We start from the raw sequence: 17,978 nt of genomic DNA, 5'->3' as shown, positions 1-17,978 counted from the left end.
AACCGCCTCCCGGGCCCGCCGCCCCGGGTCTACTGGCGTATCGACCAGCCTCGCTCGCGCAGCGCCGTGCGCAGCTCGGCGGCCGCGCTCGGCTCGACCATGAGCTGGACCAGGCCCGCCTGCTGCCCGGTGGCATGCTCGATACGGACGTCCTCGACGTTGACCCCGGCCCGGCCGGCGTCGGCGAAGATCCCGGCCAGTTCGCCCGGCCGGTCGCTGATGAGTACGGACACGATCTCGTACGAGGCGGGGGCCGTCCCGTGCTTGCCGGGGACGCGGACCCGGCCCGCGTTGCCACGGCGCAGCACGTCCTCGATGCCCTCGGTGCCTGCGCGGCGCTTGTCGTCGTCGCCGGACTGCAGACCGCGCAGCGCGCGTACCGTCTCGTCCAGGTCGGCGGCGACCCCGGCCAGCACGTCGGCGACCGGGCCGGGGTTGGCGGAGAGGATCTCCACCCACATCCGGGGGTCGGAGGCGGCGATCCGGGTGACGTCCCTGATGCCCTGGCCGCAGAGGCGTACGGCGGTCTCGTCGGCCTCCTCCAGCCGGGCGGCGACCATCGACGAGATCAGCTGCGGGGTGTGGGAGACCAGGGCGACGGCCCGGTCGTGGGCATCGGCGTCCATGACGACCGGGACGGCGCGGCAGAGCGCGACCAGTTCCAGGGCGAGGTTGAGGACCTCGGTGTCGGTGTCACGGGTCGGGGTGAGGACCCAGGGGCGGCCCTCGAAGAGATCCGCGGTGGCGGCGAGGGGGCCGGACCGCTCCTTGCCGGCCATGGGGTGCGTACCGATGTACGGGCTGAGGTCGACGCCACGGGCTTCCAGCTCGCGGCGCGGGCCGCCCTTGACGCTGGCGACGTCGAGGTAGCCGCGGGCGACGCCGTCCCGCATGGCGGTGTCCAGGACCGAGGCGACGTGCGCGGGCGGCACGGCGATGATCGCCAGGTCGACGGGGCCCTCGGGCACCTCGTCCGTACCGGCGCCGAGCGCGGCCGCGGTGCGGGCCGATTCGGGGTCGTGGTCGACGAGGTGGACATGGATGCCGCGCCCGGCGAGGGCGAGGGCTGCGGAGGTGCCGACGAGGCCCGTTCCGATGACGAGGGCGGTTCTCACTGGGCGATGTCCTTGCGGAGGGCGGCGGTGGCACCGAGGTACACGTGCGCGATCTCGGACTTGGGAAGGTACGTCTCGACATGCGCGAGGATCCTTACCACGCGGGGCATGGCGCCCGCGATGTCCAGTTCCTGGGCGCAGATCAGCGGTACGTCGACGATACCGAGCCCGCGCGCCGCGGCGGCCGGGAAGTCGCTGTGCAGATCGGGGGTGGCCGTGAACCAGATGCTGATCAGGTCGTCCGCGACGAAGTTGTTGCGCTCCAGGACGGCGGTGAGCAGGGCGCCGACCCGCTCGCCCATGTGTCCGGCCTCGTCCTGCTCCAGTTGGACGGCTCCACGGACCGCTCGTACCGCCACGTCGTGCTCCTCGCTTCTTCGTACGTGTCGCGCCTGCTGTCCGCCTGCGTGATCCTTCTGCGGGACCAGCCTAGAGGGGCAGGGGCGAGGGGCGGCCTCGGTGCTCTCCCAGTGAGACGGGACAGGGCGGTGAGGCGGGAGAAGGGCGGCGGCCGGAGGGCTCCGCCGTGGTGGCGAAGACCCTCCGGCCGCGCGAGGTGTCCCCGGGGGCCTTCTGCACGGTGAACGGTCCCTCCGGCCGCCCCCCTGGCTCAGAGCTGCTGTTCCCGGACCAGTTCCTCGATCGAGCGGCCCTCCGGGACCTCCCCCGTCGGAGTCAGTCTGTCGACCGCCGTCGGCAGCGACCGGGCGATCTCGTCGGCCGCCTGTTCCGTGGAGACCCCGGTTTCCCGGGCGACCCTCTTCAGAGTCTCGTCCGGCAGCGCCTCGGCGATCTGGGCGCCGCTGACCGCATGGTTCTCACCGGTCCCGACCCAGGACTGCGCCTGGTCGACGAGGCCGGACCTGGTGAGCATCCCGATCAGCCCTTCGAGCGCGTTGCCACTCCCGCCCGAACCGCCCTGGCCGCCGCCCAGCGCGCCCAGCAACGAACCGAGGATGTTCCCGGCGCCTCCGGTCTCACTGGAGGCGTCGCCGCCCTGGCCGCCACCGCATAGCAAACCGCCCAGCAGACCGCCGAGGTCGTTTCCCGCCATGGTCATGCCTTTCCAGAGGGGATGATTTATCGACAATGTCGATCAGATCCGGAGCTTCTGCCACTTGAGCCCGGCGGCTCCGCCCTCACACGGCGGTTGCCGCATTCCACGCACCGACGCGCACGACACCTGCCATCGCCATGCCGGTGACCGGATGAGGGGGGCCCGGTCGAGCAGCGGCACCCCGGCCGCCGGATCGCGGGCGCTTCGCTCACGTACCCTCGCCGGCATGATCACCCCTGACCCAGAGGCTCTCGTACGCGATCACACGGTCTACGCCTGTGTGATGGGCTCACGCGCCTTCGGGCTCGCCACGGACGGCAGCGACACGGACCGGCGCGGTGTCTTCCTCGCCCCGACCCCGCTGTTCTGGCGGTTCGAGAAGCCGCCGACGCATGTCGAGGGCCCGGCGGAGGAGCAGTTCTCCTGGGAGCTGGAGCGCTTCTGCGAGCTGGCCCTGCGCGCCAACCCCAATGTGCTGGAGTGCCTGCACTCACCGCTGGTGGAACACGTCGACGCCGTGGGCCGTGAGCTCCTGTCCCTGCGCGGGGCGTTCCTGTCCCGGCTGGCCCATCAGACCTTCGTCCGCTACGCGTCGGGCCAGCGCAGGAAGCTGGAGGCGGACGTCCGGCAGTACGGGGCGCCGCGCTGGAAACACGCCATGCATCTGCTGCGGCTGCTGGCCAGCAGCCGGGATCTGCTGCGTACGGGCGAGCTCACGATCGAGGTGGGAGCGGCCCGGGAGGAGCTGCTGGCGGTGAAACGCGGCGAGATCCCGTGGGCGGAGGTCGAACGCCGCATGACTCGCCTGACCGAGGAGAACGACGAGGCGGTCACCGCCTCACCACTGCCGGCCGGGCCGGACCGGGCCCGGGTGGAGGACTTCCTGGTCCGCACCCGTCGGGCTTCCGTGTCATGACCCGACCCGGGGTGAACGGCCGCGCCCGGGGTGGGCGGCGGACGGGGCCCTCCCGGCCGTCGCCTCGGAACCGACACGGCACCTCCGTTCGTACGGCGAACCGGTCGTCCACGGCATCCGCGTCCCCGGACGGGAATTCGCCCGCATGAGGTCAGGAGTCCCAGAGCGCCCCCAACGACAGCAGATCGCTCCGGTACTCGATCCGCTCCGACCACTCCTTGGGCCAGGCCCCCGCCCCCAGATGCGCCCCGGCGAGCGCGCCGGTCAGGCAGCCGAGGGAGTCCGAGTCGCCCCGGGTGCAGGCGGCCCGGCGCAGGGCCGTGACGGGTTCTTCGGGGAAGAGCAGGAAGCAGTGCAGGGCCGTGGCCAGAGCCTCCTCGGCGATCCAGCCGTCGCCGGTCGTCTCGCAGGGATCGGTCTCCGGGGACGGGTCGCGCAGGGCGTCCTGGACGCGGGCCAGGGCGGTGAGGCATTCGTCCCAGCCGCGCTGGATGTACAGCTCCGGCGAGGAGTCGCCCGCGTACCGCCAGAGGTCGCCGAGCCAGCGCGTGAGGTAGCGGCTGCTGTTCTCGTACGCGTAACTGCGCAACTGCCCGATCAGCCCCATCGGCTCCGCGCCCTGCGCCAGCAGGTACACCGCGCGGGCCATCAGGTCGGACGCGGCGAGCGCGGTCGGATGTCCGTGGGTGAGGGCGGCCTGCAACTGGGCGGCGCCGGAGCGCTGTTCGTCGCTCAGCCCCGGCACGAGCCCGACCGGCGCGACCCGCATGTTGGCGCCGCAGCCCTTGGAGCCGGTCTGGCTGGCCTCCTGCCAGAGCCGGTCGCTGTCGAGCAGGCGGCAGGCGGTCATGCAGGTGCGGCCGGGGGCACGGTTGTTGTCGGGCGAGTGGTACCAGTCGACGAACTCCTCGCGCACCGGGCGGGCCAGCCGCAGCGGGGTGAGCAGCCCGCGGTCCATGGCGGTACGGATGCCCCGCCCCAGGGCCAGCGTCATCTGGGTGTCGTCGGTGACGATCGCCGGCTTCGGCAGCCGCATCTGGCGCCACGGCCCGCACTGGGCGAGGATCGAGGGCACGTTGTTGAACTCGGCCGGGAAGCCCAGTGCATCGCCGAGCGCGAGCCCGGTCAGTGCGCCGGTGGCGGCCTGTTTGGTGATGATCCTGGTCACGATCACGTGGTTCTTCCTTCCGGTCGCAGGAGTGGGGGGTGCAGGGCGGTAGCGGCACCCGCCCGGTAGAGAGCGGCCGGTTTTCCCCGTCCGCCGGTGCGGCGCGGCGATCCTTCCACGGCCTGGACGAAGCCGGGCGTGGTGAGGACCTTGCGCCGGAAGTTGGGCCGGTCCAGCTCGACACCCCAGACCGTCTCGTAGACCCGCTGGAGTTCTCCCAGGGTGAATTCGGGCGGGCAGAAGGCGGTGGCGAGGCAGCTGTATTCGAGCCTGGCGCCGATGCGATGGTGTGCGTCGGCCAGGATGCGGTCGTGGTCGAAGGCGAGCGGGCCGAGGGTTTCGGCGTCCCACCACCGGGCGTTGGCGGCGTCGCCGCCGCCGCGGGGTTCGGGCAGGTCGGGGACGAGCGCGGCGTAGGCGACGGAGACGACCCGCATCCTCGGGTCGCGGTCCGGGTCGCTGTAGGTGCGCAGCTGTTCCAGGTGGAACGCGGACACGGTGCCCTCGGTCAGGCCGGTCTCCTCGGCGAGCTCCCTGCGGGCGGCTTCCTCGGCGGACTCGCGAGGCTGGACGAAGCCGCCGGGCAGTGCCCAGTGGCCCTTGTACGGGTCCTCGCCCCGCTCGACGAGCAGGACGTTCAGCCGGGTGTCGCGGACCGTGAAGACGGCGAGGTCGACGGTGACCGCGAAGGGTTCGAAGGCGTACGGGTCGTAGCCCGCGGGCGCGTCGGCGCTCATCGGTGCTCCGGGAGGGGCGCGGCGAAGTTCCAGCCGGCGGCGAGCCGGGTGTCGACGGCGGCGACCGCGGTGGCCAGGCGTTCCTCGTGGCTTCCGGTGAGTTCGATGAACCGCCTCCCGGTACGGGTGAGTTCGGCCCGGAAGCGGTCGGTCATCCAGGGCCGCAGCTCCTCGCCGTCGCGCAGCCCGTCGTCCTCGAAGGCGACGCCCTCGTGGTCGGTGAGCAGCCACAGGTGATGGGCGACGCGGTCGGCGGTCTCCTCGACGAGCGGGTTGCGGCCGCCGATGTACCGCTCGTGCCAGACGGTGGTGGCGAAGGAGTCGGTGTCGCAGAAGAGCACCGGCGACCCGGTGCGCGCGGCCACCTCCTCCTTGGCGTTCTGCGCCTCGGCGATCAGCGGGAAGTCCTCGGTGGTGAAGGCGACGTCCTCCCACTGCGCCCCGGGCCGCCGGGCGCGCAGCGCGGCCAGCTTCTGTTCGCTGAACTCCCGCCCGTACTCGGCGACGTAGCGGGTCTGCGCCCAGACGCCGCCGCGCCGCCGGTAGTGGTCGGCGAGGGCGCGGGCCATCGTCGTGGTGCCGGTGGATTCCGCGCCGAGGACGACGATCCGGCGGGTGAGCGCGGCCCGTACGGGCGGTTCGAGGAAGTCCCAGCAGCCGACCGGGTCCTTGCGGACGGCGGTGCCGGAGACCGGGAAGACCGTGCGGTCGGGGTCGACGCAGACGGATTCGGCGCCGAACCGGCGCGCCAGTTCGTCCCCGTACGACTCCGAGGTGAAGACGGCGTCCACCGGATCGGGCACGGCCCCGGTGAAGACGGCCATGTGGGCGTCCCAGATGGCCGGGTCGTGGAGATCCATGCGGATGTCGTCGACGGCGCCCACGACCCGTACGTCCGGGTGCACCTCCCGCATCCACGCCACCCGGTCGTCGAGCGGTACGGACTCGACGGAGGCGGCGCACACCAGGACGGTCAGCCGCTCGCACCGGTCCTGCGCGGTGCGGACGAGGTGGTGGTGGCCGGCGTGGGGCGGGTAGAACTTGCCGAGGACGAGCCCGTGCGCGAAGCGCTTCACGCCGTTGACCCGTGGAGACCGACCACTCACAGCGACCCCCCACGCCCCCGGCCCACGCCGACCTCGTACCCGGGTGCCGCCGCCACCTCCACGGGCCGGTGCTGTACGGCGAGATCGCGCTGCCAGTTGCGCAGGCCGATCAGGCACAGCGTGAGGAAGCCGACGTACAGCAGGGAGGTCAGATACAGCTCCTTGTACGCGTACAGCGGGATGTACACCACATCGGCGGCGATCCAGAGCCACCACGACTCGACGAGCTTCCTGCACTGCCCGTACGTCGCCGTCAGGGACAGCGCGGTCGTCAGGGCGTCCCAGAAGGGCACGGTCGAGTCGGTGGCGTGGTCCAGCAGGACGGTGAGGGCGACGGTCCCCACCGCCCCTGCCGCGAGCAGCCAGGTCCATTCGGTGCGGGCGGTACGCCGCACCGGCAGGTCCGGTGCACCTGGTCCACCCCCGTGGGTCCAGGTCCACCAGCCGTACGCGGCAAGGGCGATGAAGACGATTTGGAGGCCGGCGTCGGCGTACAGGCCGGCCTGGGTGAACAGGAGGATGAAGAAGAGGTTGTTGGCGATGCCGACGGGCCAGTTGGCGAGGTGCTGGCGGGCCACGAGCCAGACGCACAGTGCCCCACTGCCGAAGCCGAGCACCTCGGTCCAGCTGACCGGGGTGTCGAGGACCGTCACCAGGGGTTGCTGCAGGGGATCGAGGACATCCGCGAGACTCACTCCCGCCTCCTTAATAGTCACTCTGACTATAAAGGCGGAACGGGTGCAGCAAAAGGCCCGCGGCCGATTCCTGTTCGAAAATCGAAAGCAGGAACCGGCCGCGGGCCGTGGAGCGGACGGAGCCGGGTTACAGAGCCGGGTTACAGACCGACCTCGCGCATCAGCATGCCGACCTCGGTGTTGGTGAGGCGGCGCAGCCAGCCGGACTTCTGGTCGCCCAGCGGGATCGGTCCGAAGGAGGTCCGTACGAGCCGCTCCACCGGGAAGCCGGCCTCGGTCAGCATCCGGCGGACGATGTGCTTGCGGCCCTCGTGGAGGGTCACCTCGACCAGGTAGTTCTTGCCGGTGTTCTCGACGACCCGGAAGTGGTCGGCGCGGGCGTACCCGTCCTCCAGCTGGATGCCGTCCTTGAGCCGCTTTCCCAGGTCGCGCGGGAGCGGTCCCTGGATGGCGGCCAGGTAGGTCTTCTTCACCCCGTACTTGGGGTGGGTCAGGCGGTGGGCGAGCTCGCCGTGGTTGGTGAGCATGATGATGCCCTCGGTCTCGGTGTCCAGCCGGCCGACGTGGAAGAGCCGCGTCTCACGGTTGTTGACGTAGTCGCCGAGGCACTGGCGGCCGTCCGGGTCCTCCATGGAGGAGACGACACCGGCGGGCTTGTTCAGCGCGAAGAAGAGGTACGACTGGGCGGCCACGGTCAGGCCGTCGACCTTGATCTCGTCCTTGTGCACGTCGACGCGCATGCCCTGCTCGACGACGATCTCGCCGTTGACCTCGACGCGGGCCTGCTCGATCAGCTCCTCGCACGCGCGGCGCGAGCCCATACCGGCCCGGGCGAGGACCTTCTGCAGCCGCTCGCCCTCCTGCTCGGCGCCCGGGTGGGTCTTGGGCGTCCTGATGTCGGGCTTGTTGGCGTACCTGTCCCGGTTGCGCTGCTCGATCTTGGCGTCGAGCTCGCGCGGACGGGACGGGGCGCCGTACGGGGCCCGCCGGCCGCCGCCCTTGGAACCGCCCGACGCGGCCTTCGGGCCGCCCTTGGCGCCACCGCGGGCGGCCGCGCCGCGGCCCTTGCGGGTGCCGCCGTCGCCGCCGGGCTTGTCGTTGCCCACGTCGTAGCGCCGCTCCTCGGGCCGGGGCCGGCGGGGGCGCTGCTCCTGCTTGTCGTCGCGCTCGGAGCCGGGAACCCGGGGGTTCGGGTTGCTGTTCCTGCCGCTGCCGCTGTTGTTCCTGCCGCCGCTGCCGCCGCTCCTGCCGCCGCCGCTCCTGGCTCCGCCGCCGCTGCTTCCGCTGTTCCTGCCACTGCTTCGCATCAAAAATCCGTCTTGTCGTCTGCGTGAGTATCCGGGGTGTCCGGTGCGTCCGGATCGAACGACGGCACACCCTCTAGCGTCTCAGCCTCGATCGCGTCCGCCTCGGGGAGGAAGGGCGCGAGCTCCGGAAGCTCATCCAGGCCACGCAGGCCCATCCGCTCCAGAAAGTAGTTCGTCGTCCTGTACAGGATCGCACCTGTTTCGGGTTCCGCGCCCGCTTCCTCGACGAGGCCCCGCTGGAGCAGGGTCCGCATGACCCCGTCGCAGTTCACGCCGCGGACCGCGGACAGCCTCGACCGGCTGACCGGCTGGCGGTACGCGACCACGGCGAGAGTCTCCAGGGCCGCCTGTGTGAGCCGGGCCTGCCGGCCGTCCAGGACGAAGCCCTCGACGGCCGCCGCGTACTCCGGGCGGGTATAGAAGCGCCAGCCGCCCGCGACCAGCCGCAGATCGAAACCGCGGCGCTGCACGGCGTACTCGTCGGCCAGCTCGTGCAGCGCGTCGGCGACGGCTCTGCGGGGCCGCTCCAGCACCTTGGCGAGGTGCTCCTCGGTGGCGGGCTCGTCGACGACCATGAGGACGGCCTCCAGGGCGGGCTTGAGATCAAGGTCCGCGACGGCGGAACCGGTGATGTCCTGCTGACTCATGCCTTCACATCCTCCTGGACGTCCTGCGCCTCGGTCACCTCGGTGTCGAACTCGTCCGTCACGACGGGCTCGGCCCCCTCTCCCCCGGCCCAGCGCACCAGAAGCTCTCCGAGGGCCTCGTCCTGGTCGAGCGCGACAGCCTTCTCCCGGTACAGCTCCAGCAGCGCGAGGAACCGGGCGACGACGGTGAGGGTGTCCTGGGCGTCCTCGGTGAGCACCCGGAAACTGATCTCCCCCGCCTCCCGCAGCCGCGCGACCACGATCTCGGCCTGTTCCCGCACGCTGACCAGCGGTGCGTGGATGTGGTCGACGTACACCTGCGGCTCGGGCCTGGGCTGCATCGCCTTCACGGCCAGCCTGGCGAACCCCTCGGCCCCGATGCTGATGACGACCTCGGGCAGCAGCTCGGCGTGGTGCGGCTCCAGCCCCACGGTCCGCGGGAAACGCCGCCCCTCCGACTCCAGCCGGTCGCTGAAGATGTCGGCGATGCGTTTGTACGCGCGGTACTGGAGCAGCCGGGCGAAGAGCAGGTCCCGCGCTTCGAGCAGCGCCAGATCCGCCTCGTCCTCCACCTCGGCGGCGGGCAGCAGCCGGGCGGCCTTCAGATCGAGCAGGGTCGCGGCGACGACGAGGAACTCGGTGGTCTGATCCAGGTCCCAGTCCGGCCCCATGGCGTGGATGTGCACCATGAACTCGTCGGTGACCTTGGACAGTGCGACTTCGGTCACATCCAGCTTGTGCCTGGAGATGAGCTGCAGAAGCAGATCGAAGGGCCCCTCGAAGTTCGCCAGCCGTACGGTGAACCGCCCGTCGTCGGCAGGCTCGGGGGTCGAGCCCGGTGGTGCCGGTACGGCGGGCGTTACGGGCGCCTCGGGCCCGGGGGATGCGACGGATGCGGCGGCCGCTGCCGCATCGGCCACCGCCGGGGCAACGGATTCACCGTCCCCGTCCCCCACCGACGCGGCCCGGCCGCCCGGGCCGCGGCCCAAGGGGCGGCGAGGGGTGCGGGCGGGCTCGTCGGTCGTCGGCATGAGGGTCCAGGGACGGCGGGATTCGGGCGGCGTGCGCACGAGAGCGGCGGGCGTACGAGAAGGGCCGGACCGCCGGAAGGATGCGCTCCGGGCAGGCTACCGGCGCCCCACCGGTCAGCGCCCGCGCAGCCGCCGTACGAGGATGCTCGCGTCGCCCCGCGACTCCAGGTCCGCGAGAACCACCGCGACCGCCTCGCGGACGATCCGCCCGCGGTCGACCGCGAGCCCGTGCTCCCCGCGCAGCACCAGACGGGCGTGTTCGAGGTCCATCAGTTCCTCGGCCGAGACGTAGACGGTGATCTTCTCGTCGTGCCGCTCCCGGCCGCTGGGCCGCCGGTTCGCCCCGCGCCCGCCTCCGCGCCTGCGCTGCTGCTGAACGGCGGGGGCGGGAACCGCCTCCTGGGCCGACGACTGTGCGGACGACGACGTGGCGGACTGAATGGCCGACCGTTCCGACGGCGAGGACTGCTGGGGCCTGCGTCCCGGCTGCGCCGCCACCGCGCCCCGGCCGCCGTCACCGCCGCGGCTGCGTGATTCCCCCGCGTCGGTGTCCGCCGCGGAGTGCTCCTCCCGAGCGGCGGTCTCCGTCGCGCCCGCCCCGGACCCGTCGGCCCCGGGATCGCTCTCGCCGGCCGGACCGGGCACCCGGGCTTCGCCGTTCGCCTTGCGCCGCCGGTCCGCCGGGGACGACGCCTGCAGGCCCATCCCCCCGGTGGTACGGAACAGTTCGTCGGCCCCGGGCAGACTCACTCGGCGTGACACCGGGCGAGCACCTCCCTGGCGAGCTGGCGATAGGCGGCGGCACCGACCGAGTTGGAGGCGTACGTGGTGATGGGCTCACCGGCGACCGTGGTCTCCGGGAAGCGCACGGTACGCCCGATGACCGTGTGGTAGACGTGATCGTCGAAGGCCTCGACGACGCGCGCGAGGACCTCGCGGCTGTGCACCGTACGGGAGTCGTACATCGTGGCGAGGATGCCGTCGAGCTCCAGATCCGGGTTGAGCCGCTCCTGGACCTTCTCGATGGTCTCGGTGAGCAGTGCCACACCTCGCAGCGCGAAGAACTCGCACTCGAGCGGCACTATGACCTTGTGGGCGGCCGTCAGGGCGTTCACGGTGAGCAGGCCCAGCGAGGGCTGGCAGTCGATCACGATGTAGTCGTAGTCGGCCATCAGCGGCTTCAGGGCGCGCTGCAGCGTGGACTCCCGGGCCACCTCGCTCACCAGCTGCACCTCGGCAGCCGACAGGTCGATATTGCTGGGCAGCAGGTCCATGTTCGGGACCGCGGTCTTCAGCAGGACCTCGTCGGCCGACATGCCCCGCTCCATGAGCAGGTTGTAGACCGTGAGGTCGAGCTCCATCGGGTTGACGCCGAGCCCGACCGACAGGGCTCCCTGCGGGTCGAAGTCGACGAGCAGGACGCGGCGCCCGTACTCCGCGAGCGCGGCGCCCAGGTTGATGGTCGACGTGGTCTTGCCCACGCCGCCCTTCTGGTTGCACATCGCGATGATCTTCGCGGGACCGTGGTCGGTCAGCGGTCCCGGGATCGGGAAGTAGGGCAGGGGCCGACCGGTCGGGCCGATCCGCTCGCGGCGCTGGCGGGCAGCGTCGGGCGCGAGGGTGGCCGCGTACTCCGGATCGGGCTCGTACTCGGCGTCGGGGTCGTAGAAGTGCCCCTGGGGCACCTCGTCGAAGTCGGCGAAGTGGGCGGTCTCTCGGCCACTCTCGTTGCCGGCCATGGCGTTCACGTGTAGGCCGTCCATCATCTGGGGAGCTGTCGTCATGTGCTGATTGGTGGCGAAGGTGCGGACAGCGACGGAGCCGACAGCCTCCAGCCCGTGCGGGCTCCGGCCCCGTGCAGGCATCCCTGGTTGAACACCCCCGGGAGTAATTGTCGACTCATTCACAAGTCGTCTTACCTCCTTGGACGTGACCAGGAAACTTATCGATAGGTCAGCGTGGCACCATGCCGACGATTGGCGACTCTATGGCGTGTCACCGCTCCGCAGCAACACAATCCGCCGGACCCGGCCCGATGTGTCGGCAATCGAACACCTCCCTGTCAAGGGCACGCAGCCACCCGGGCGCACTTCTCACGGGTGCACGAATCGGTTACAGGGCTACGTTCGAGACAAGTTGAACGAGGGCCGCACAGGGGCCCGACATGCGTCCGGCCGGACCTTGCTCGGCAAGGTCCGGCCGGACGCGTGAGGTTGACGGGAAGTGTTGACCACTCAGCCGAGAAGCGAGCTCAGCTCGACGTGCTCCAGGCCGTGCGCCTCGGCCACCTCACGGTAAACGACCTGCCCGTCATGGGTGTTGAGACCCTTGGCGAGTGCGGCGTCACGGCGCAGCGCCTCGGCCCAGCCGCGGTTGGCGAGCTCCACGATGTACGGCAGCGTGGCGTTGGTGAGGGCGTACGTGGAGGTGTTCGGCACCGCGCCCGGCATGTTCGCGACGCAGTAGAAGACCGAGTTGTGGACCATGAAGGTCGGGTCGGCGTGCGTCGTCGGGTGCGAGTCCTCGAAGCAACCACCCTGATCGATCGCAATGTCGACAAGTACACTTCCGGGCTTCATCTTGGCGACGAGTTCGTTGGTGACCAGTTTCGGGGCCTTCGCGCCGGGGATCAGCACGGCGCCGATGACGAGGTCGGCCTCGACGACGGCCTTCTCCAGCTCGAAGGCGTTGGAGACGACGGTCTTGACCTTGGTGCCGAAGACCTTGTCGGCCTCGCGCAGCTTGTTGATGTCCCTGTCGAGCAGCGTGACGTGGAAACCGAGACCGACGGCGATCTGCGTGGCGTTCCAGCCGGAGACGCCGCCGCCGATGACGACGGCCTCACCGGGGGCCGTGCCCGGGACGCCGCCCGGCAGCACACCGCGGCCGCCGACCGAGCGCATCAGGTGGTAGGCGCCGACCTGGGGGGCCAGCCGGCCCGCGACCTCGGACATCGGGGCGAGCAGCGGCAGCGCGCGGCTCGCGGTCTCGACCGTCTCGTACGCGATGGCCGTGGTGCCCGACTCCAGCAGCGCGTCCGTGCACGCGCGGGAGGCGGCAAGGTGCAGGTAGGTGAAGAGCGTCTGGTCCTTGCGCAGGCGGTGGTACTCCTCGGCAACCGGCTCCTTGACCTTGAGCAGCAGGTCGGCGGTGGCCCAGACCTCGTCGGCGGTGGGGAGCATCTGCGCCCCGGCGGCGATGTACTCCTCGTCCGTGATGGAGGAGCCGGCCCCGGCGCTCTCCTCGACGACGACCTGGTGGCCGTGGCGTACGAGCTCGTTCACACCGGCGGGCGTGATCGCCACGCGGAACTCGTTGTTCTTGACTTCGCGGGGGATGCCGACCTTCACGTCGATCACGGTCCTTGGCTCAGAGGGTTACCCGGGCATAGCTCTACATACCCGGGTAGACACAGCGTAAATGGAGACACCGCGAACGCACGCGGTAGAGCCAGTCTAATGAAGGGTTTCACGCTGTCTAGCCTTACAAAGCATTAATTTTCAGTCACCGCACTGCGGATTTCGTAGGCGGCACCCTTCTCGCCCAGCAATCTGTCGGCGAGACCCCGGTGCAGCCCGGCCGCAGCCGGGTCGCCGAGCCGGTCGAACGTGTCGGCCAGCCGCATCTCCAGCGCCGCCTGCAGCCGCACGTCCCCCGCCTGCCCGGCCCAGTGAACGGCCTCCTGGCAGGTGCGCAGCGACTCGCGCGGCCGGCCCGCGTACTCCTGTACCCGGGCCGCCTCGCTCAGCGCCCGCGCCTGGGCCGGCACATCGCCCAGCCTGCGGTACCCGGCCGCGGCGGCCCGCCAGTTCCGCAGCGCCTCGCCGTACCGCCCCGCGTAGGTGTGGACGGCGCCGAGCCGCCCGTACAGCCGCGCCTCGTCGGCCCGCTCGCCCTGGGTGAGCCGCTGGGCCAACGCCCGGCCGTACCAGTCGGAGGCCCGCTGGAAGTCCCCCAGCTCGGCGTAGGCGCCACCTACGGATTCCATCGCGCGGCCGATGGCGTACAGATCCTTCGCGGCCCGTCCGGCGTCCAGCGCGGCCCGGTAGCGGATCAGCGCCTCCCGCGTACGGCCGGTCCTCGCGTCGAGGTCCGCGAGGTTGAGCAGCGCGGCGGCCCGCTCGCGCGGCAGGTCGCGCCGCTCGGCGACGGCCAGGACCAGACCGTGCAGTCCGTACAGCTCGGGCGCGGCGGCCTCGGTGCCCTGGTGCACCGCCAGCGCCCGCACCAGCGCCGCCACCAACCGCCTTGCCAGGGTGTCGAGTTCACCGTCCTCGACGGCGACACGGGCCGAGGCGAGCAGGGCCGGCCGACGAATCCGCAGCCATACGGCGGCCGCATCGGGGCCGGGGAAGCGCAGCGAGCGCGGCAGCCCGGCGAGCTTGCGGCGGGCCGCGGAACCCTCGGGGTCGGTGACCGCCCGGCAGGACTGCAGCAGCCGTACGGTCCGCTCCAGCATCCGGGCCCTGGCGAGCTGGATCTCCGTCGGCCGGTCCATGGCCTCCAGCAGCGCCCGCAGCAGCGGGGCGAGGCAGCCGGGCACCTCGTACTGCGGCTGATCCGCCCCGTCGCTGCGCAACAGCCCCAGGGCAACGAAGTCGTCGAGGGTCGTCCGGGCGGCGGAGACGGAACAGCCGGCCAGGGCGGAGGCGGTGTGGGCGTCGGCGAGCCCGGCGGGGGCGAGGGCGAGCAGGCGCAGTATCCGTGCGGCGGCCGGCGGCAGGGAGTCGTGGACCAGCCGGAAAGCGCGGGCCAGCGGGCGGGCGCCGGTGGACTGCTCCGGGTCGTCCGGGAGCTCGCGCAGCTGTTTGGTGACGTCGGCGACGGACGCCATGGGATGCGCGGCGAGCCAGCCGCCGGCCATCACGAGGGCGGCCGGCAGTCCGCCGCACTCCTCGGCGAGGGTTTCGGCGGTCCGTGGGTCGACGGTGATCCTGACCTGGCCGATGATGCGGGCAAGCAGCCGGACGGCGGAGCCCGCGTCCAGGCCGCCGATGGTGCAGGGCCGGACGCCCGGGATTCCGGTCAGCGGGCCCTCGGAGGTGGCTACGACCAGGCAGTCGGGGTTGTCCGGCAGCAGCGGGTCGACCTGTTCCGCATCCACGGCGTCGTCGAGGAGGAGCAGGGCGCTGCGCCCGGCGAGCGCCTCGCGGACCAACTGGGAGAGTTCGTCCCCGTCGGCGCCGGGCGGGCCCGTGATGCCCAGCTGGTCGAGCAGCTCCCGGGCGGTGCGTTCGGTGGGAACCGGTGCGCCGCCGGGGTCGGTGAGCCGGGCCCGGAACAGACCGTCGGGGTGGTCGCCGGTGGAGAGCAGCCGGCGGGTGAGCTCGCCGGCGAGTGCGGTGCGTCCGGAGCCGGGGCGTCCGGCGATCAGCAGGACCCGGGCGCGCGCGGCCTTGCGACCGGCCAGGGTGTCCAGCCCGGCCCGCTCGATGTCGGCGCGCAGCGCCTTCAACTCACGTTCGCGGCCGAAGAATTGGGGTGGTGCGGCGCCGGACGGCTCCTCGGCCCCCGCCGCCTTGGCCGGGCCGCTGGTGTCCACCGCCTGATCCGTCACGGGCCACGCTCCACTTCGCTGCACGCATTGCCCGCCGGGACTCCGGTCAGGGCATTCCGAGCGTAGTTCAGGCAAGTGGACGAATTCCGTGGAGCGGGGCGCAGAGGTCCCCCGATCGGATCAGCATCTTTTCCGATCGGGGGACTTGGGTGAACCGTTCAGCGGCCGCCCCGCGGACCGCCGGACCACGCACGGTCCTCACGAGCCGTCGGGCAACGCACCGTCAGACCTCGAACGGGCGGGCGGGCCACGGCGCCTCGGCCGGACGCAGCGAGTCGATCCCGTCACCGGCGAGCACCGCCGCGAGCGAAAGGACGCCCACCACGAGGCAGCTGTTGTGCAGGTCCCCGGCGAGCACCCCCCGTACCAGCTCCTGGAGCGGCACCCGGGCCAGCTCCATGTCGGACTCCTCCTCGGAGACCAGGTAACGCTCCCCGTCGGCCTCGGAGAGCTGCCGGGCCAGGAAGATCCGTACGGCTTCGTCGCAGCCGCCGGGGGTGGTGTAGACGTCGGTCAGCACCCGCCAGTCCTCGGCCTTGGCGTACGCCTCCTCGTAGAGCTCGCGCTGGGCCGCGTGCAGCGGGTTCTCACCGGGGATGTCGAGCAGTCCGGCCGGGATCTCCCAGAGCTTGTGGCGCACCGGGTGGCGGTACTGCCGCAGCACGAGGACCCGGTTCTCCTCGTCGAGCGCGAGCACGGCGACCGAGCCCGGGTGGACCTGGTAGTCGCGGCGTACGACCGTGCCGTCGGGCATCACCACGTCATCGGTGCGGACGCTGGTCTTGTTGCCGGTGAAGGGCGTCTTGGTCGCGGTGACCTGCCACTCCTCGGGCGTGTCCTGGAAACCCATCTCGTCCTCCCACAAAAACCGGAACCGGGGCACGTGTCCTCGATGGATCCGTACCCCGGTCAACGTTAGTGCCTGTGCACCGTCGGACTACTTGCCCGACGTGGCGCCCTGTTCGGCGCCGGTCCCGGCGCCCGTCTTGCGCGCGACGGCCGCCTTCACCAGGCCCGCGAAGAGCGGGTGCGGGCGGGTCGGGCGGGAGCGGAGCTCCGGGTGCGCCTGGGTGGCGACCAGGTAGGGGTGGATCTCGCGCGGGTACTCGACGTACTCGACGAGCTTGTTGTCCGGGGAGGTGCCGGAGAAGACCAGGCCGGCCTTCTTCTCCAGCTCGGCGCGGTAGGTGTTGTTGACCTCGTAGCGGTGGCGGTGGCGCTCCTCCACGTACGGCTGGTCGTCGTACGCCTCACGGACCAGCGAGCCCTCGGCGAGCTTCGCCGGGTACAGGCCGAGCCGCATGGTGCCGCCCAGGTCGCCCGCGCCCTCGACGTACGCCAGCTGCTCCTCCATCGTCGAGATGACGGGGTGCGAGGTGGCGGCGTCGAACTCGGTGGAGTTGGCGTCGGGGATCTCGGCGAGGTTGCGCGCCGCCTCGATCACGATGCACTGCAGGCCGAGGCAGAGGCCGAGCAGCGGCACCTTGTTCTCACGGGCGTACTGGATGGCGCCGATCTTGCCGTTGACACCGCGGTCGCCGAAGCCGCCGGGGACGCAGATCGCGTCGACGTCGGCGAGCTGCTTCGCGGCACCGGCCGGGGTCTTGCAGTCGTCGGAGGCGACCCACTTGACCTTGACCCGGGCCTTGTTCGCGAAGCCGCCGGCCCGGATGGCCTCGGTGACCGAGAGGTAGGCGTCGGGCAGGTCGATGTACTTGCCGACGAGCGCGACGACGACCTCGTGGTCGGGGTTGTGGACGCGGTCCAGCAGGTCGTCCCACGTGGTCCAGTCGACGTCGCGGAACGGCAGGTCGAGCTTGCGCACGACGTACGCGTCCAGGCCCTCGGTGTGCAGCACCTTGGGGATGTCGTAGATCGACTTGGCGTCCACGCAGGCCACCACGGCGGCCTCGTCGACGTCGCACATCAGCGAGATCTTGCGCTTGATGGCGGTCGGTACGTCACGGTCGGCGCGCAGCACGATGGCGTCGGGCTGGATGCCGATGTTGCGCAGCGCGGCGACGGAGTGCTGGGTCGGCTTGGTCTTGAGCTCGCCGGACGGGCCGATGTAGGGCAGCAGCGAGATGTGCACGACGAAGACGTTGTCCCGGCCGACCTCGTGGCGGACCTGGCGGACGGTCTCCAGGAACGGCAGCGACTCGATGTCACCGACCGTGCCGCCGACCTCGGTGATGACGACGTCGACGTCGTCGGTCGCCATGCGGCGGATGCGGTGCTTGATCTCGTTGGTGATGTGCGGGATGACCTGCACGGTGTCACCGAGGTACTCGCCGCGCCGCTCCTTGGCGATCACCTGCGAGTAGACCTGGCCGGTGGTGACGTTGGCGGAGCCGTCGAGGTCGACGTCGAGGAAGCGCTCGTAGTGGCCGATGTCCAGGTCGGTCTCGGCGCCGTCGTTGGTGACGAACACCTCACCGTGCTGGAAGGGGTTCATCGTGCCCGGGTCGACATTCAGATACGGGTCGAGCTTCTGCATGGTGACCCGGAGGCCGCGCGCCTTGAGCAGGGCACCGAGGCTTGACGCAGTCAGACCCTTGCCGAGGGAAGAGGCGACACCCCCGGTGACGAAGATGTGCTTGGTCGTCGTGGATGTGGGCTGCATAGCCAAAGGGGGCTCCCGT

At 71.3% G+C, this 17,978-nt stretch carries 17 protein-coding genes; 1 reads left to right on the top strand and 16 read right to left on the bottom strand.

Annotated features, from left to right (window positions below; all coding sequences use genetic code 11):
- Window positions 1–29 precede the first annotated feature (29 nt).
- The 3 genes from ACFVV1_RS13695 to ACFVV1_RS13685 all read right to left on the bottom strand — a co-directional run bounded on the left by ACFVV1_RS13695 (window position 30) and on the right by ACFVV1_RS13685 (window position 2,175).
- Window positions 30–1,115, bottom strand: a complete 1,086-nt coding sequence (locus ACFVV1_RS13695; RefSeq protein ID WP_389989141.1) for a prephenate dehydrogenase — start codon at window positions 1,113–1,115, stop codon at window positions 30–32.
- Window positions 1,112–1,474, bottom strand: coding sequence for a chorismate mutase (aroH, locus tag ACFVV1_RS13690; protein WP_389989139.1), 363 nt, complete (start codon window positions 1,472–1,474; stop codon window positions 1,112–1,114). Before aroH ends, ACFVV1_RS13695 begins: the two co-directional genes overlap by 4 nt.
- Window positions 1,475–1,725: 251 nt before the next feature.
- Window positions 1,726–2,175 carry a YidB family protein gene (locus ACFVV1_RS13685; RefSeq protein WP_389989137.1) on the bottom strand — a complete coding sequence of 150 codons (450 nt, stop codon included), beginning with the start codon at window positions 2,173–2,175 and terminating at the stop codon, window positions 1,726–1,728.
- Between the two features lie 223 nt (window positions 2,176–2,398).
- Here ACFVV1_RS13685 and ACFVV1_RS13680 point away from each other — a divergent pair, with 223 nt between their 5' ends.
- Complete coding sequence (locus ACFVV1_RS13680) at window positions 2,399–3,088, top strand: DNA polymerase beta superfamily protein (protein ID WP_389989135.1); 690 nt, start codon at window positions 2,399–2,401, stop codon at window positions 3,086–3,088.
- Window positions 3,089–3,239: 151 nt separating this feature from the next.
- On the opposite strand, the gene ACFVV1_RS13675 is transcribed toward ACFVV1_RS13680, so the two are convergent.
- The 13 genes from ACFVV1_RS13675 to ACFVV1_RS13615 all read right to left on the bottom strand — a co-directional run bounded on the left by ACFVV1_RS13675 (window position 3,240) and on the right by ACFVV1_RS13615 (window position 17,959).
- The gene (locus ACFVV1_RS13675; RefSeq protein WP_389989133.1) at window positions 3,240–4,262 is read right to left on the bottom strand and encodes an ADP-ribosylglycohydrolase family protein; all 1,023 of its coding nucleotides are present in this window, start codon (window positions 4,260–4,262) and stop codon (window positions 3,240–3,242) included.
- Window positions 4,259–4,993 carry an NUDIX domain-containing protein gene (locus ACFVV1_RS13670; RefSeq protein WP_389989131.1) on the bottom strand — a complete coding sequence of 245 codons (735 nt, stop codon included), beginning with the start codon at window positions 4,991–4,993 and terminating at the stop codon, window positions 4,259–4,261. Before ACFVV1_RS13670 ends, ACFVV1_RS13675 begins: the two co-directional genes overlap by 4 nt.
- Window positions 4,990–6,069: an AAA family ATPase gene (locus tag ACFVV1_RS13665; protein ID WP_389989129.1), complete on the bottom strand. Its 1,080-nt coding sequence runs from the start codon at window positions 6,067–6,069 to the stop codon at window positions 4,990–4,992. The genes ACFVV1_RS13670 and ACFVV1_RS13665 overlap by 4 nt, the downstream gene beginning before the upstream one ends.
- A gap of 26 nt (window positions 6,070–6,095) precedes the next feature.
- Window positions 6,096–6,794, bottom strand: coding sequence for a nicotinamide riboside transporter PnuC (gene pnuC / locus ACFVV1_RS13660; protein WP_389989127.1), 699 nt, complete (start codon window positions 6,792–6,794; stop codon window positions 6,096–6,098).
- 140 nt (window positions 6,795–6,934) lie between these two features.
- Window positions 6,935–8,101, bottom strand: a complete 1,167-nt coding sequence (locus ACFVV1_RS13655; protein WP_389989125.1) for a pseudouridine synthase — start codon at window positions 8,099–8,101, stop codon at window positions 6,935–6,937.
- Complete coding sequence (gene scpB, locus ACFVV1_RS13650; protein ID WP_389989123.1) at window positions 8,101–8,748, bottom strand: SMC-Scp complex subunit ScpB; 648 nt, start codon at window positions 8,746–8,748, stop codon at window positions 8,101–8,103. Before scpB ends, ACFVV1_RS13655 begins: the two co-directional genes overlap by 1 nt.
- Entirely contained in the window at window positions 8,745–9,779 is a 1,035-nt protein-coding gene (locus tag ACFVV1_RS13645) for a segregation and condensation protein A (protein ID WP_389989121.1), read from the bottom strand. Before ACFVV1_RS13645 ends, scpB begins: the two co-directional genes overlap by 4 nt.
- Before the next feature lie 114 nt (window positions 9,780–9,893).
- On the bottom strand, window positions 9,894–10,529 hold the full coding sequence (locus ACFVV1_RS13640) for a hypothetical protein (RefSeq protein WP_389989588.1): 636 nt from the start codon (window positions 10,527–10,529) through the stop codon (window positions 9,894–9,896).
- Window positions 10,526–11,644: a ParA family protein gene (locus ACFVV1_RS13635; RefSeq protein WP_266745359.1), complete on the bottom strand. Its 1,119-nt coding sequence runs from the start codon at window positions 11,642–11,644 to the stop codon at window positions 10,526–10,528. The genes ACFVV1_RS13640 and ACFVV1_RS13635 overlap by 4 nt, the downstream gene beginning before the upstream one ends.
- Before the next feature lie 369 nt (window positions 11,645–12,013).
- Window positions 12,014–13,129 carry an alanine dehydrogenase gene (ald, locus tag ACFVV1_RS13630; RefSeq protein WP_389989586.1) on the bottom strand — a complete coding sequence of 372 codons (1,116 nt, stop codon included), beginning with the start codon at window positions 13,127–13,129 and terminating at the stop codon, window positions 12,014–12,016.
- 143 nt (window positions 13,130–13,272) lie between these two features.
- A complete protein-coding gene (locus ACFVV1_RS13625; protein ID WP_389989119.1) occupies window positions 13,273–15,336 on the bottom strand; it encodes a tetratricopeptide repeat protein in 2,064 nt (687 codons plus the stop codon).
- Window positions 15,337–15,559: 223 nt separating this feature from the next.
- Window positions 15,560–16,186, bottom strand: coding sequence for an NUDIX domain-containing protein (locus ACFVV1_RS13620; protein ID WP_389989117.1), 627 nt, complete (start codon window positions 16,184–16,186; stop codon window positions 15,560–15,562).
- Window positions 16,187–16,273: 87 nt separating this feature from the next.
- Complete coding sequence (locus ACFVV1_RS13615) at window positions 16,274–17,959, bottom strand: CTP synthase (RefSeq protein ID WP_389989115.1); 1,686 nt, start codon at window positions 17,957–17,959, stop codon at window positions 16,274–16,276.
- Between the last annotated feature and the right edge of the window lie 19 nt (window positions 17,960–17,978).

Source organism: Streptomyces sp. NPDC058092 (genome assembly GCF_042884935.1).
GTDB lineage: Bacteria > Actinomycetota > Actinomycetes > Streptomycetales > Streptomycetaceae > Streptomyces.
Note: the sequence above shows the minus strand (reverse complement) of the source record. Positions and strands in the feature narration are given on the sequence as shown.

Bases quoted from the DNA above. Each gene is read 5' to 3' on its own strand.
- ACFVV1_RS13680 (WP_389989135.1), top strand. From the start codon at position 2,399: ATGATCACCCCTGACCCAGAGGCTCTCGTACGCGATCACACGGTCTAC.
- ACFVV1_RS13635 (WP_266745359.1), bottom strand. From the start codon at position 11,644: ATGCCTGCACGGGGCCGGAGCCCGCACGGGCTGGAGGCTGTCGGCTCC.
- ACFVV1_RS13685 (WP_389989137.1), bottom strand. From the start codon at position 2,175: ATGACCATGGCGGGAAACGACCTCGGCGGTCTGCTGGGCGGTTTGCTA.
- ACFVV1_RS13645 (WP_389989121.1), bottom strand. From the start codon at position 9,779: ATGCCGACGACCGACGAGCCCGCCCGCACCCCTCGCCGCCCCTTGGGC.
- ACFVV1_RS13615 (WP_389989115.1), bottom strand. From the start codon at position 17,959: ATGCAGCCCACATCCACGACGACCAAGCACATCTTCGTCACCGGGGGT.
- scpB (WP_389989123.1), bottom strand. From the start codon at position 8,748: ATGAGTCAGCAGGACATCACCGGTTCCGCCGTCGCGGACCTTGATCTC.
- ACFVV1_RS13620 (WP_389989117.1), bottom strand. From the start codon at position 16,186: ATGGGTTTCCAGGACACGCCCGAGGAGTGGCAGGTCACCGCGACCAAG.
- ACFVV1_RS13670 (WP_389989131.1), bottom strand. From the start codon at position 4,993: ATGAGCGCCGACGCGCCCGCGGGCTACGACCCGTACGCCTTCGAACCC.
- ACFVV1_RS13655 (WP_389989125.1), bottom strand. From the start codon at position 8,101: ATGCGAAGCAGTGGCAGGAACAGCGGAAGCAGCGGCGGCGGAGCCAGG.